Annotated in this window: 12 protein-coding genes; all 12 read left to right on the top strand. The window is 65.6% G+C overall.

Annotated features, from left to right (window positions below; translation table 11 throughout):
* Positions 1 to 157 precede the first annotated feature (157 nt).
* The 12 genes from iolC to BM382_RS05530 all read left to right on the top strand — a co-directional run bounded on the left by iolC (position 158) and on the right by BM382_RS05530 (position 14,569).
* Positions 158 to 2,098, top strand: a complete 1,941-nt coding sequence (gene iolC, locus BM382_RS05585) for a bifunctional 5-dehydro-2-deoxygluconokinase/5-dehydro-2-deoxyphosphogluconate aldolase (RefSeq protein ID WP_072442203.1) — start codon at positions 158 to 160, stop codon at positions 2,096 to 2,098.
* Between the two features lie 130 nt (positions 2,099 to 2,228).
* A complete protein-coding gene (iolE, locus tag BM382_RS05580; RefSeq protein WP_072442201.1) occupies positions 2,229 to 3,137 on the top strand; it encodes a myo-inosose-2 dehydratase in 909 nt (302 codons plus the stop codon).
* Positions 3,134 to 3,940 carry a 5-deoxy-glucuronate isomerase gene (iolB, locus tag BM382_RS05575; RefSeq protein ID WP_011060884.1) on the top strand — a complete coding sequence of 269 codons (807 nt, stop codon included), beginning with the start codon at positions 3,134 to 3,136 and terminating at the stop codon, positions 3,938 to 3,940. Before iolE ends, iolB begins: the two co-directional genes overlap by 4 nt.
* A gap of 36 nt (positions 3,941 to 3,976) precedes the next feature.
* Complete coding sequence (locus BM382_RS05570; protein ID WP_072442199.1) at positions 3,977 to 4,810, top strand: TIM barrel protein; 834 nt, start codon at positions 3,977 to 3,979, stop codon at positions 4,808 to 4,810.
* A 66-nt stretch (positions 4,811 to 4,876) separates the two neighbouring features.
* The gene (gene iolD, locus BM382_RS05565; RefSeq protein WP_072442197.1) at positions 4,877 to 6,814 is read left to right on the top strand and encodes a 3D-(3,5/4)-trihydroxycyclohexane-1,2-dione acylhydrolase (decyclizing); all 1,938 of its coding nucleotides are present in this window, start codon (positions 4,877 to 4,879) and stop codon (positions 6,812 to 6,814) included.
* Between the two features lie 34 nt (positions 6,815 to 6,848).
* Positions 6,849 to 7,859: a bifunctional inositol 2-dehydrogenase/D-chiro-inositol 1-dehydrogenase gene (locus BM382_RS05560; protein WP_072442195.1), complete on the top strand. Its 1,011-nt coding sequence runs from the start codon at positions 6,849 to 6,851 to the stop codon at positions 7,857 to 7,859.
* Positions 7,860 to 8,072: 213 nt separating this feature from the next.
* On the top strand, positions 8,073 to 8,318 hold the full coding sequence (locus BM382_RS05555) for a hypothetical protein (RefSeq protein WP_011060888.1): 246 nt from the start codon (positions 8,073 to 8,075) through the stop codon (positions 8,316 to 8,318).
* A 41-nt stretch (positions 8,319 to 8,359) separates the two neighbouring features.
* A complete protein-coding gene (locus tag BM382_RS05550) occupies positions 8,360 to 9,286 on the top strand; it encodes a sugar ABC transporter substrate-binding protein (protein ID WP_011060889.1) in 927 nt (308 codons plus the stop codon).
* Positions 9,287 to 9,352: 66 nt separating this feature from the next.
* Complete coding sequence (locus tag BM382_RS05545) at positions 9,353 to 10,900, top strand: sugar ABC transporter ATP-binding protein (protein WP_011060890.1); 1,548 nt, start codon at positions 9,353 to 9,355, stop codon at positions 10,898 to 10,900.
* Positions 10,901 to 10,931: 31 nt separating this feature from the next.
* Complete coding sequence (locus BM382_RS05540) at positions 10,932 to 11,954, top strand: ABC transporter permease (protein WP_011060891.1); 1,023 nt, start codon at positions 10,932 to 10,934, stop codon at positions 11,952 to 11,954.
* A 425-nt stretch (positions 11,955 to 12,379) separates the two neighbouring features.
* Positions 12,380 to 12,784 (top strand): TraR/DksA family transcriptional regulator, encoded by a 405-nt coding sequence (locus BM382_RS05535; protein WP_011060892.1) that lies wholly within the window; start codon positions 12,380 to 12,382, stop codon positions 12,782 to 12,784.
* Between the two features lie 159 nt (positions 12,785 to 12,943).
* Positions 12,944 to 14,569 (top strand): methyl-accepting chemotaxis protein, encoded by a 1,626-nt coding sequence (locus tag BM382_RS05530; RefSeq protein WP_015635319.1) that lies wholly within the window; start codon positions 12,944 to 12,946, stop codon positions 14,567 to 14,569.
* Positions 14,570 to 14,690 lie beyond the last annotated feature (121 nt).

Genomic DNA, 14,690 nt, shown 5'->3' with positions numbered 1-14,690 from the left:
TGCAGAAAAGTTTAATGGAAAAAATATTCCACGTAAAAAATTTATAGAATAAATATTGATTGGCGCCGAGAGACGTTCTAGTCTGCATCCACCAAGTAGGCCTGCCGGGGCAGTGCGCGACGGCAGGCAGCGGCTGATAAAAATAACAGGAGCCAGCATGGGCCAGACTCGTTTTGCCAGTGGGCGTCAATTGGATCTGATCTGCCTCGGACGCCTGGGCGTCGACCTCTACGCGCAGCAAGTGGGGGCCCGGCTGGAGGACGTCGCAAGCTTTGCCAAATACCTCGGCGGCTCGTCGGCGAACATTGCCTTTGGCACTGCGCGGCTGGGCCTCAAGTCGGCGATGCTGAGCCGGGTCGGTGACGACCACATGGGGCGCTTCCTGCTGGAGTCGCTGGTGCGCGAAGGCTGCGACGTCAGTGCCGTCAAGGTCGATCCGCAGCGCCTCACCGCCCTGGTCCTGCTGGGCCTCAAGGACCGTGAAACCTTCCCCCTGGTGTTCTACCGCGAGAACTGCGCGGACATGGCGCTGTGCGCCGCCGACATCGACGAAGCCTTCATTGCCTCCAGCAAGGCCCTGCTGATCACCGGCACCCATTTCTCCACCGACGGCGTCTACCGGGCCAGCCTGCAGGCCCTGGACTATGCGCAAAAGCACGGGGTCAAGCAGGTCCTGGACATCGACTACCGGCCGGTGCTCTGGGGCCTGGCGGGCAAGGCTGACGGCGAGACCCGGTTCGTGGCCGACCCGCAGGTCAGCCAGCATGTGCAGGGCATCCTGCCGCGCTTCGACCTGATCGTCGGCACCGAAGAGGAATTCCTGATTGCCGGCGGCAGCGACGATCTGCTGACGGCCCTGCGCACCGTACGTTCACTGAGTGCCGCGACCCTGGTGGTCAAGCTTGGTCCGCAAGGGTGCACGGTGATCCACGGCGAGATTCCGGAGCGCCTGAAAGACGGGGCGATCTACCCCGGTGTGCGGGTGGAGGTGCTCAACGTGCTGGGCGCCGGCGATGCTTTCATGTCCGGCTTCCTCAGTGGCTGGCTGGAAGAGGCCAGTGATGAGCGCTGCTGCCAGTTGGCCAACGCCTGCGGCGGCCTGGTGGTGTCGCGCCACGCCTGCGCCCCGGCGATGCCGACCCGGGCCGAACTGGACTATCTGTTCAGCAGCCCGGTGCCCATCACCCGTCCCGACCAGGACCCGGTGCTGCAACGCCTGCATCAGGTCAGTGTGCCGCGCAAGGCCTGGAAGCCCCTGTTCGTCTTTGCCTTCGACCACCGTGGGCAACTGGTGGAACTGGCGCAGCAAGGTGGGCGCGAGCTCAAGGCCATCGGTCAGCTCAAGCAACTCTTCATAGAAGCGGTGCAGCGGGTCGAAGCCGACCTGCGGCGCCGGGGCATCGAGGCCGATGTCGGCCTGCTGGCCGACCAGCGCTTCGGCCAGGAGGCGCTGAACGCCGCCACCGGGCGCGGCTGGTGGGTGGCGCGGCCGGTGGAAGTGCAGGGCTCGCGGCCCCTGGCGTTCGAGCACGGGCGTTCGGTGGGCAGCAACCTGATCGCCTGGCCCCAGGAGCAGATCATCAAGTGCCTGGTGCAATTTCACCCGGACGACGAACCCCTGCTGCGCCTGGAGCAGGAAGCACAGATCCGGGGCCTGTACCAGGCGTCCCAGGTCAGCGGGCATGAACTGCTGCTGGAAATCATCCCGCCCAGGGACCTGCCCGGCGCTCATCCCGAGGTGCTCTACCGCAGCCTCAAGCGCCTGTACAACCTGGGCATCTACCCCGCGTGGTGGAAGATCGAAGCGCAGTCGGCCGAGGAATGGAAAAAGCTCGATGAGCTGATCCAGGAGCGCGACCCCTATTGCCGTGGCGTGGTGCTGCTGGGCCTGAATGCCTCGGCCGAAGCCCTCGCCGAGGGCTTCCGGCAAGCGGCCGACAGCCGCACCTGCCGGGGGTTTGCCGTGGGCCGCACGATTTTCCAGGAGCCCAGCCGAGCGTGGCTGGCGGGGGAGATCGACGACGACATCCTGATCCGGCAAGTGCAGGGCACCTTCGAGCAACTGATCAACGCCTGGCGCAGCGCCCGCCCTGTGTAGGAGCCGGCTTGCCGGCGAAGAGGGTCTTGAGCCTGGTGCCAGGCTCGCCGGTGCCTTCGCTGGCAAGCCAGTTCCTACCAGTGCAAGGCCGTTCTCCACGCTTTCATGAATAACAACAAAAGGTGCAGCCATGCCCGCGATCCGAATTGGCATCAACCCGATCTCCTGGAGCAACGACGACCTGCCGGCCCTGGGCGGTGAAACGCCCTTGAGCACCGCCCTCAGCGAAGGGCGCGAGATCGGTTACCAAGGCTTCGAACTCAACGGCAAGTTCCCCAAGGACGCCAAGGGCGTGGGCGATGTGTTGCGCCCTTATGACCTGGCGCTGGTCTCGGGCTGGTACTCCAGCCGCCTGGCCCGGCGTTCGGTGGCCGAGGAAATCGACGCCATTGCCAGCCACGTCGAACTGCTCAAGCGCAACGGCGCCTCGGTGCTGGTCTACGGCGAAGTGGCCGACTCGATCCAGGGCTTGCCGGTGCGCCTGATCGAGCGCCCACGGTTCCACAGCGAGCAGGCCTGGCAGGACTACGCCGACAAACTCACGGAGCTGGCGCGTTTCACCCTGTCCCAGGGCGTGCGCCTGGCCTATCACCACCACATGGGCGCCTACGTCGAGTCCCCGGCGGACATCGACACGCTGATGCGCCTGACCGGCGAGGAAGTCGGCCTGCTGTTCGATTCGGGCCATTGCTACATGGGCGGCGGCGAACCCCTGGAGGTGCTGCGCCGGCATATCGGGCGGGTGTGCCATGTGCACTTCAAGGACGTGCGCAAGCCGGTGGTGCAACTGGCGCGCAACAACCTGTGGAGCTTCCCGGACTGCATCATCAACGGCACCTTCACCGTGCCCGGCGATGGCGACATTGACTTCGCCGCCTTGCTCGATGTGCTGCTGGACGCAGGCTACCAGGGCTGGCTGGTGGTGGAGGCCGAGCAGGACCCGGCGGTGGCGCCGAGCTACGTCTACGCGAAAAAAGGTTACGACACCCTGCGGGCCCTGCTGGACGCTGGCCTGCAACGCAGGAGGGCTGCCCAATGAGCCTGCTGGTTAAAAGCGCTGCAAAGGGCCGGACCATGGTCCAGCTGCAAGAGGGCGCCCTGGAATACGTGGGGTTCAGTGCCTACCGCCTGGGCCTGGGGGAAAGCCTGCCGGTCAGCGCCGGCGACAAGGAGCTGTGCCTGGTGCTGCTCAGCGGCCGTATCGATGTGCAGGGCGAAGCGCCCCAGGGCGCCTTCCAGTGGTCCAACCTGGGTGACCGGCAATCGGTGTTCGAGGACAAATCCCCCTTTGCTGCCTACCTGCCGCCGGGCAGCCGGGCCCGGGTCACGGCCTTGAGCGATGTGCAGATCGCTGTGTGTGCCGCCCCGGGGGCAGTCGATAACGACCTCGGCCCTCGGTTGATCCGCCCGGAACAGTGCAGGCGCAGCGTGCGCGGCAAGGGCGCCAATACTCGCTACGTCTGCGACATCCTGCCCGACAGCGAGCCGGCCCATTCCCTGCTGGTGGTGGAGGTGCGCACGCCGTCCGGGCATTCCTCCAGCTACCCGCCGCACAAGCACGACACCGACGACCTGCCGCACCAGAGCTTTCTGGAAGAGACCTATTACCACCAGCTCAACCCGCCCCAGGGCTTCGTCTTCCAGCGGGTCTACACCGACGACCGCAGCCTGGACGAGGCCATGGCGGTGGAGCACCACGACCTGGTGGTGGTGCCCAGGGGGTACCACCCGGTCAGCGTGCCCTATGGCTACGAGTCCTATTACCTGAACGTGATGGCCGGGCCGAAGCGGGTCTGGCAGTTCCATAACGACCCCCGGCACAGCTGGCTGCTGGATCTGTGAACGACGCACCTTTGCCGATTTTCGGGGAGCTGGAAGATGACTCAGCCTTTGCGTTTTGCCTTGAACCGAATGGTCGCACCGCACCTGCCTCTGGCGGATTTTCTTGACCTGGCACTGGCCTTGAAGATCGATGCAGTGGAGCTGCGCAATGACCTCAAGGGTGTGGAGATCGAGGATGGCACGCCCCCCGAGCAGGTCCGCGAGCTGTGTGAGCAGCGTGGCATCCGGCTGCTGTCGATCAATGCCCTGTACCCCTTCGACCTGTGGGATGAACAGCGCCGCCAGCAGTTGCTGCACCTGGCCGGTTATGCCCGCGCCTGCGGTGCCGAGGGCCTGGTGTTGTGCCCGCTGAACGACCCCGGCGACCGGCGCAGCGCGGGTCAGCGGGCCCAGGGGCTGGCGGCCGCCCTGACCCGGATCGCGGAGGTTCTTCGCCAGCATGGCCTGCGCGGTTTTGTCGAACCCCTGGGGTTTGCCGAGTGCGCCCTGCGTGACAAGCGCAGCGCCGTGGACGCGATCCGCGCCGTTGGCGCGCTGGATGTGCTGAGCCTGGTGCACGACACCTTCCACCACACACTGGCCGGCGAACCCCAGCTGTTCGCCGAGCTCACGGGGCTGGTGCATCTCTCCGGTGTCGAGGGCCCGCCACTGCCTCTGGCAGCGCTGCGGGACGGTCATCGGGTTCTGGTGGGCGCGGCGGACCGGCTGGGCAACACGACGCAGATCGCCGCGTTGCTGGCGGGCGGTTACCGCGGCTACCTGTCCTTCGAGCCCTTTGCCGCGAGTGCTCACGATCGACCGGACCTGCAGCAGGCTCTGGAGCGCAGTATCCAGCACCTGCGCCAGGCCCTGGCCTGCCCCCCCTTGTAGGCGCCGGCAAGCCGGCTTCCGCACAGAGAACAGTGAGAGTGCTGTATGGCCATTGAAGGAACACAGATGAGCACGATTCGACTGACCATGGCCCAGGCCCTGGTGAAATTCCTCGATAACCAGTACGTCGAGGTGGACGGGCAGCAGAGCCGGTTCATTGCCGGGGTCTTTACGATCTTCGGCCACGGCAATGTGCTGGGCATCGGCCAGGCGCTGCAGCAGGACCCGGGCCAATTGCGGGTGCACCAGGGCCGCAACGAGCAGGGCATGGCCCATGCCGCCATCGGGTTTGCCAAGCAGCACCTGCGGCGCAAGGTCTATGCCTGCACCGCTTCGGTGGGCCCCGGCGCGGCCAATATGCTGACCGCCGCGGCCACCGCCACGGCCAACCGCATTCCCTTGCTGCTGTTGCCCGGCGACGTGTTCGCCAGCCGCCAGCCGGACCCGGTGCTGCAACAGATCGAGCAGTTCCATGACCTGGGCATCAGCACCAACGATGCCTTCAAGGCGGTGAGCAAATACTGGGACCGGATCAACCGCCCGGAGCAGTTGATGAGCGCGGCGCTGCAGGCGATGCGGGTGCTGGCCGACCCGGCCCAGACCGGCGCGGTGACCCTGGCGCTGCCCCAGGATGTGCAGGCCGAGGCCTACGATTACCCGCTGAGCTTCTTCGCCCGACGGGTGCATCGCATCGACCGGCGGCCACCCACCGAAGCGATGCTGGCGGACGCCGTGGCGCTGCTGCGGGGCAAGCGCAAGCCGTTGCTGATCTGCGGTGGCGGGGTCAAGTACGCCGCGGCCAACCAGGCCCTGCAGGCCTTTGCCGAGCGCTTCGCGATCCCGGTGGCCGAGACTCAGGCCGGCAAGAGCGCGCTGCTGTCCAGCCATCCATTGAACGTGGGCGGCATCGGTGAAACCGGCTGCCTGGCGGCCAACCTGCTGGCCCGGGAGGCCGACCTGATCATTGGCGTCGGTACCCGCTACAGCGATTTCACCACCTCGTCCAAGTGGCTGTTCCAGCACCCCCAGGTGCAGTTTCTCAACCTCAATATCAACCCCGGCGATGCCGTGAAGCTCGATGGCGTGCAACTGCTGGCCGATGCCCGGGCCGGCTTGCAGGCACTGGGCGAGGCCCTGGCCGGCAGCGCCTACCGCGCCGGCTGGGGCACTCGGGTGGCCGAGGCCAGGGGGCAGCTGGATGCCGAGCTGGAGCGGGTCCACGGCGTGCACTATCAGGGCGAGGATTTTGTGCCGGAGGTCAAGGACGCGCTGGACCCGGCGGTGCTGCGCGAGTTCATCGAGCTGACCGGCTCCTGCCTGACCCAGAGCCAGGTGCTGGGGGTGCTCAACCAGACCCTGGCCGACGATGCGGTGATTGTCGCCGCTGCCGGCAGTTTGCCCGGGGACCTGCAACGCAGCTGGCGCAGCAAGGGGCTCAACACCTACCACGTGGAATATGGCTATTCGTGCATGGGTTATGAAATTGCCGCGGCCCTGGGGGTCAAGCTCGCCGCCCCCGAGCGCGAGGTCTATGCCCTGGTGGGCGACGGCTCCTACCTGATGCTGCATTCGGAGCTGCTGACCTCGATCCAGGAGCAACGCAAGATCAACGTGGTGCTGCTGGACAACATGGCCTTCGGCTGCATCAACAACCTGCAGCTGGGCCAGGGCCTGGACAGCTTCGCCACCGAGTTCCGCTACCGCAACCCAGACAGCGACCAGCTCGACGGCGGCCTGATCCCGGTGGACTACGCCATGAGCGCCGCGGCCTACGGCTGCAAGACCTACAAGGTGAGGAACCTGGAGCAGCTCCACGCCGCCCTGGCGGACGCCCGGCTGCAGCGGGTCTCGACCCTGATCGATATCAAGGTGCTGCCCAAGACCATGCTCCACGGCTACCTGTCCTGGTGGCATGTGGCGGTGGCCGAGGTCAGCGGCAGTGAGAGGGTGGCCGCCGCGGCCGCCGCCATCGATCAGCAGTTGGCCAAGGCGCGCCAGTACTGAAACTCCCCAACCGAACAACCACAGGAGTACACCCATGTCTTTGCAGCTAGGCGTTATCGGCACTGGTGCCATAGGTCAGGATCACATTCGGCGTTGCAGCCAGACCCTGCAGGGCTGCCGGGTGGTGGCGGTAACCGACATCGACCCGCAGCAGGCGGCCCGGGTGCTGGCCGGGCTCACGCTTGAGGCCGAGGTCTACCCCGACGGCCATGCCCTGATCCAGGCGCCGGAGGTCCAGGCGCTGCTGGTGACGTCCTGGGGCCCTAGCCACGAAGAGTTCGTGCTGGCGGCCATCGCCGCCGGCAAGCCGGTGTTCTGCGAAAAGCCCCTGGCGGTGACCGCCGCCGGCTGCCGGCGCATCGTCGAGGCCGAGATTGCCCACGGCCGGCGCCTGGTGCAGGTGGGGTTCATGCGCCCCTACGACGCCGGCTACCAGGCGCTCAAGGCGGTGGTGGACAGTGGGCGCATCGGTGAGCCGCTGATGCTGCACTGCGCTCACCGCAACCCGCGGGTGGGGGAGAACTACAAGACCGACATGGCCATCACCGACACCCTGATCCACGAGCTGGATGTACTGCGCTGGCTGCTGGCGGACGACTATGTGTCGGTGCAGGTGCTGTTCCCGCGCAAGACCGGCAAGGCCCACGCCCAACTGCGCGACCCGCAGATCGTGCTGCTGGAAACCGCCCGGGGCACGCGGATCGACGTGGAGATCTTCGTCAACTGCCAGTACGGCTACGACATCCAGTGCGAAGTGGTGGGCGAGAGCGGCATCGCCCGCCTGCCGGAGCCGCCCCAGGTCCAGCTGCGCAGCGCGGCCAGCCTGTCCAGCGCGATCCTGATGGACTGGAAGGAGCGCTTCATCGCCGCCTATGACGTCGAGCTGCAGGCCTTTGTCGATGGCGTGCGCGCTGGCCGGGTGGGTGGGCCCTCGGCCTGGGACGGCCTGGCCGCGGCGGTGGCGGCCGATGCCTGCATCGAGGCCCAGCAGAGCGGGGCGATCGTCCCCATCAGCCTGCCCCAGCGCCCGGCGCTCTACGCCTGAACCCCGGGATTTCTGTAGGCGCCAGCTTGCCAGCGAAGGTGTTTTCCAGGGCGCTGCAAGGCGTGCGGGCCCCTTCGCCGGCAAGCCGTCTCCTGCGGGAAGCGAGGGATCTGGCTGCTGGAAATGCAATTGCAGTAAAATTCTAAAATGAGTTGATATAGAAATTATTTTCCAATAAAGTCGTTTCCAGGTAGCCGACCCTACAAGGTTCCCATGGCCTTCAAGCCCCGCTTGAGCCCTGGAGAACCCACCAACAAGAACAAACAGGTGCCGTCGATGAAAACCTTCCGCTCTGCTCTGCAATGGCTGTCCCGTACCCGGGGCGCCGCCTCCCGCGATCTGCCCGTCACTCCCTGGTCCTCTCGTTTATTGACCCTGCTCAGCGGCCTGTGTGTCGAACACCAGGGCGCGCTGCTGGGCTGCATGCCCGGGGCCCCGGTTCTGTATTCGCCGGCCTGAGCACGGCCACCCACCAACAAGCATGTGGAGAACGACTCTTAATGAACATTCAGAACCGAGTGGCGTGTCTTGCCCTGTCGCTGATGCTGTTCAGTGGCGCGGCGCTGGCCCAGGTGCGCATAGGCGTGAGCATGTCGCAGTTCGACGACACCTGGCTGACCTACCTGCGCGAGTCCATGGACCAGAAGGCCAGGTCCATGCCCGAAGGCGTGCAGTTGCAGTTCGAGGACGCCCGCAGTGACGTGGTCAAGCAGCTGAGCCAGGTGGAAAGCTTCATCAGCCAGAAGGTCGACGCCATCGTGGTCAACCCGGTGGATACCGCCGCCACTCGCAAGATCACCGAGGCGGCGGTCAAGGCCGGGATTCCCCTGGTCTACGTCAACCGTCGCCCGGACGACCTGAACCTGCCCAAGGGCGTGGTCACCGTGGCCTCCGACGACCTGGAGGCAGGCAAGATGCAGATGCAGTACCTGGCCGAGAAAATGGGCGGCAAGGGCAGCATCGTGATCCTTCTCGGCGACCTGGCGAACAACTCCACCACCAATCGCACCAAGGGGGTCAAGGAGGTGCTGGCCCGGTACCCCGGGATCAAGGTCGACCAGGAACAGACTGGCGTCTGGCTGCGGGACAAGGGCATGACCCTGGTCAACGACTGGCTGACCCAGGGCCGCGAGTTCAATGCGGTGGTGGCCAACAACGACGAGATGGCCATCGGTGCGGCCATGGCCCTGAACCAGGCCGGGGTGGCCAAGGGCAGCGTGCTGATCGCCGGGGTCGACGGCACCCCCGACGGGCTGCGCGCGGTGCAGCGCGGCGAGCTGGCGGTGTCGGTGTTCCAGGACGCCAAGGGCCAGGCCGACGGCTCGGTGGAAACCGCGGTGAAGATGGCCAACAAGCAGCCGGTGGACGCCGCGGTGTGGATTCCCTACCGCCTGATCACGCCGGAAACGGTCGCCCAGTTCAAGTAGGCGCCGGCCCTTCAATCACACGCGGGCCGGGCGGCGCTGGCTGCCCGGCCGCTGGAGTAGCTGATCATGAACGCTTGTGCTTCTGCTTCGAGCCTGCACTCCCTGAGCCCGGCCGTGGCGCCCCAGGAGCCCTACCTGCTGGAAGTGCTGAATGTCAGCAAGGGCTTTCCCGGGGTGGTGGCCCTGGCCAACGTGCAACTGCGGGTACGCCCCGGCACGGTCCTGGCGCTGATGGGCGAGAACGGTGCCGGCAAGTCGACCCTGATGAAGATCATCGCGGGCATCTATCAGCCCGACTCCGGCGAACTGCGCCTCAAGGGCCGGCCTGTGACCTTCGCCACGCCGCTGGCGGCGCTGCAGGCGGGGATCGCCATGATCCACCAGGAACTCAACCTGATGCCGCACATGAGCATCGCCGAGAACATCTGGATCGGCCGCGAGCAACAGAACCGCCTGGGCCTGATCGACCATCGGGAAATGCACCGCTGCACCGCCGCCTTGCTGGCGCGCCTGCGCATCGAACTGGACCCCGAGGAGCAGGTGGGCAACCTGAGCATCGCCGAGCGCCAGATGGTGGAGATCGCCAAGGCGGTGTCCTACGACTCCGACGTGCTGATCATGGACGAACCGACCTCGGCCATCACCGACAAGGAGGTGGCGCACCTGTTCTCGATCATTGCCGACCTCAAGGCCCAGGGTAAGGGCATCGTCTATATCACCCACAAGATGAACGAAGTGTTCGCCATCGCCGATGAGGTGGCGGTGTTTCGCGATGGCGCCTACATCGGCCTGCAACGGGCCGACAGCCTGGACGGCGACAGCCTGATCTCGATGATGGTGGGGCGCGAGCTGAGCCAGTTGTTTCCCCTGCGCGAGAAGCCTATCGGCGAGCTGCTGCTCAAGGTCCGCGACTTGCGCCTGGACGGGGTGTTCAAGGGCGTGTCGTTCGATCTGCATGCCGGGGAGATCCTCGGCATTGCCGGGCTGATGGGCTCGGGGCGGACCAATGTCGCCGAAACCCTGTTCGGCATCACCCCAAGCGATGGCGGCGAGATTGTCCTCGACGGCCAGCCCCTGCGCATCGGCGACCCGCACCGGGCGATCGAGAAGGGCCTTGCCCTGCTGACCGAGGATCGCAAGCTCAGTGGCTTGTTCCCCTGCCTGTCGGTCCTGGAAAACATGGAAGTGGCGGTACTGCCGCACTACGCCGGCGGCGGTTTTGTCCAGCAGAAGGCCTTGCGCGCCTTGTGCGAGGACATGTGCAGGAAGCTGCGGGTCAAGACCCCGTCCCTGGAGCAATGCATCGACACCCTGTCCGGGGGCAATCAGCAGAAGGCCCTGCTGGCGCGCTGGCTGATGACCCAGCCGCGGATCCTGATTCTCGACGAGCCGACCCGGGGCATTGACGTGGGGGCCAAGGCTGAGATCTACCGACTGATCGCCAGTCTGGCCGGTGAGGGCATGGCGGTGATCATGATTTCCTCGGAACTGCCCGAGGTGCTGGGCATGAGCGACCGGGTCATGGTCATGCACGAAGGGCAACTGATGGGCACCCTGGACCGCAACGAGGCGACCCAGGAACGGGTCATGCAACTGGCTTCGGGCCTGAACTAGACGACATTCAACCCAAGGGTGGTGGCTGGCAATGAACGCGATAATCGACAACAAACCCGCGGCGGTGGCAGTCAAGCCCCGGCGACGACTGCCCACCGAGCTGAGCATCTTCCTGGTGCTGATCGGTATCGGCCTGGTGTTCGAGCTGTTTGGCTGGATCGTCCGCGACCAGAGTTTCCTGCTCAATTCCCAGCGCCTGGTGCTGATGATTCTCCAGGTCTCGGTGATCGGCCTGCTGGCCATCGGCGTGACCCAGGTGATCATCACCACCGGCATCGACCTGTCTTCCGGTTCGGTGCTGGCCCTGTCGGCGATGATTGCCGCAAGCCTGGCGCAGACCTCGGACTTCACCCGGGCGGTGTTTCCCTCGCTGACCGACCTGCCGGTGTGGATCCCGGTGCTGGCCGGGCTCGGGGTCGGCCTCCTGGCGGGGGCGATCAACGGCAGTGTGATTGCCCTGACCGGCATTCCTCCCTTTATTGCCACCCTGGGGATGATGGTCTCGGCCCGGGGGCTGGCGCGTTACTACACCCAGGGCCAGCCGGTGAGCATGCTCTCCGATTCCTACACCGCCATCGGCCACGGGGCGATGCCGGTGGTGATCTTCCTGGTGGTGGCGCTGATCTTTCATATCGCCCTGCGCTACACCAAGTACGGCAAGTACACCTATGCCATCGGCGGCAACATGCAGGCGGCGCGGACTTCGGGGATCAACGTCAAGCGCCACCTGGTGATTGTCTACAGCATTGCCGGGCTGTTGGCGGGGCTGGCCGGGGTGGTGGCCTCGGCACGGGCCGCCACCGGGCAGGCGGGGATGGGCATGTCCTACGAGCTGGACGCGATTGCCGCGGCAGTGATCGGCGGCACCAGCCTGGCCGGCGGGGTGGGGCGCATCACCGGCACCGTGATCGGCGCGCTGATCCTCGGGGTCATGGCCAGTGGCTTCACCTTTGTCGGGGTCGATGCCTACATCCAGGACATCATCAAGGGCCTGATCATCGTGGTGGCGGTGGTCATCGACCAGTACCGCAACAAGCGCAAGCTCAAGCGCTGAGCAGGGGAGAGGCGCCGGCTGGTGCAGGAGCCGGCGTGCCAGCGAATACGCTCCCGAGCTCTGGCCCGCTCCAAAGGCCTCTTCGCCTGCCGGCCGGTGCCCCTGGAAATCGTTGAAAACGGCCAGAATCCGCCGTCCGGCACTGCCGTTTGTCTTCTAACAGACCCATGACTATGGAATTTTTTGTTATAAACGCACTCCAATAAACGCCACCAAAGCCCGCATTTGCGGGCTTTGTGCGGTTTGTCGGACAGATTCGCTGTCATTTCAGTTGCTGCGCCCTCAAACCGGCCTTAGACTGCCGCCCCTCGTAAATTGAGTGCCGGGTGGCGCTTGGAAGGTATGGCGCCTTTCTGATGACCTGACGGGTCAACCGGAAACAGTTTGAATTCGCCTTAATGCACGTATTTTTTATAGAGAAATCAATGACCAAGGAAAAGTTGCTGGCCATGCCGGCGGATGACTACATGAATGCCGAGCAGCACGCTTTTTTCAGCGACCTGTTGCAAGCCATGAAGGTGGAAACCCACGAGCGCATCGAACAGAACCGGATCGCCATTGAAAGCCTGGACACCCCGGCTGACCCGGCCGACGCCGCTTCCGTCGAAGAAGAGCGCACCTGGTTGGTCAACGCCATTGATCGCGACCAGCGCATGCTGCCGCAACTGGAACAGGCCCTGGGCCGGATCAGCGACGACAGCTTCGGCTGGTGCGACGACAGCGGCGAGCCGATCGGCCTCAAGCGCCTGCTGATCAGCCCCACCACCAAGTACTGCATCGAGGCCCAAGAGCGCCACGAGCAGATCGACAAGCATCAGCGTCAAGCCTGATCGCCAGCCCCCGCCACAGCGGGGGCTCTGTTTTTTCGGGCAGTGCCCGCCCGCACATTCTCTTGATCTGCTGCAAACCCGCGACTAAGGGACCATGGATAATGGCCCTCTAGTGGCGTCTAATGCCGCAAACAATTAGAACGATGTGGGGTGACACAGATGTCAAGAGATGGATCTCTAGCGGCGCCGGTCGCACAGCCGCTGGCAACACCCGAAACCGCCGCCCGCTGGTGGGCGCCGTCCTTGCAGAGCGCGGCGCTGATGGCGCTGTTCGCCGGCCAGGCCCTGGGCGGCTGGTCGCTGTACCTGTGCCTGCCCGTGGCGGTGCTGGTGATCTGGCTGCCGCGGTTGCGCGGGCGCGGGCGGCCCCTGGTGGCGAACGCGACGGCTGACGATCAGTTGTCGGCGCTGACCCGTGACCTGTCCTACGGCACCACCCATAACGCACTGTCCGCGGCGGGCGTGGCCTACTCGGTGACCCAGCTGGCAGGCAAGCTGCAATCCCAGCTCGACGCCGCCGCGCGCATCGTCGGCAACGCCGAAGTGATGATCAAGACCGAGCAGGTCACCTCCCAACTCAGCCAGCAGGCCCTGGGCGCCGCCAGCGAGGCCCACGCCAGCAGCGCCGAAGGGCGCACGGTGCTGGGGGAGTCCATCAGCCGCATGCACCTGCTCAGCCAGCGCGCCAATGGCAGCCGTGAGCTGATCGAGGCCCTGAGCCAGCGCAGCGAGGAGATCCAGCGGGTGACCCTGGTGATCCAGTCCATCGCCAGCCAGACCAACCTGCTGGCGCTGAATGCGGCCATCGAGGCAGCCCGGGCCGGGGAACACGGGCGCGGTTTCGCGGTGGTGGCCGATGAGGTGCGCGGGCTGGCCGGGCGCACCGCCGCGGCCACCGACGAGGTCGGGGTGATGGTGGCGGATATCCAGCAGCGCACCAGCGACGTGGTGGAGCAGATCCGCCAGCTGGCCGACGACCTCAACCTGGGGGTCGAGCAGGTGGAGCACACCGGTCGTCACCTGGACAACATCGCGCGCCTGGCGGCCGGGGTGGAAGGGCAGGTCAGCGAGATCGCCCGGGGCGCCGAGACCAACCGCGAGCAACTGGACAGCCTGTTTCATGCCGTGGAGCAGATGCGCAGCGACCTGGCGGTCAGCGACCAGCAGACCCGCAGCCTGGCGCAGGCCGCGGTGCAGATGGAAGGGCAGGCGGAAACCATCAGCGAACGCCTGGCGGCGGTGGGCCTGGATGACTATCACCAGCGCATCTACGACCTGGCCCGCGAAGGCGCGCGGCGCATTGCCGAGCAGTTCGAGGCCGACCTGGAGCAGAACCGCATCAGCCTCGACGATCTGTTCGATCGTCACTACCAGTTGATCGCCAACACCGACCCGGCCAAATACCAGACCCGCTTCGACCGCTACACCGATCAGGTGCTGCCGCCGATCCAGGAATCCCTGCTGCCGCGCCACGATGGCCTGGTGTTCGCCATCGCCTGTACCCAGGAAGGCTACGTGCCGACCCACAACAAGGTTTTTTCCCAGCCGCTGACCGGCGACCCCGAGGTGGACAACCTGCATAACCGCAGCAAGCGCAAGTTCGCTGACCGCACGGGGATCCGCTGTGGCAGCCACCAGCAACCGCTGCTTCTGCAGACCTATACCCGGGATACCGGCGAGCTGATGCATGACCTTTCGGTGCCGATCATGGTCCGCGGCCGGCACTGGGGCGGGCTGCGCCTGGGTTACAAACCCGAGCAGGCGCCAGGCTCGGGCAAGGGCTGAGGCCTCCATTGTTACGCTATCGGTAATGCTGCAATGCAGGAACAGGCTGTTCCAGGGGCCGGCAAGTTAGTTAGTATGCCAACATCGTTAGGCAGCTAACTAATTTTCTGGAGGTAGCTCC

Origin of the sequence: Pseudomonas sp. NFPP25 (assembly GCF_900116505.1) — a bacterium.
Lineage (GTDB): Bacteria > Pseudomonadota > Gammaproteobacteria > Pseudomonadales > Pseudomonadaceae > Aquipseudomonas > Aquipseudomonas protegens.
This window is presented reverse-complemented; position numbering and strand designations above follow the sequence as displayed.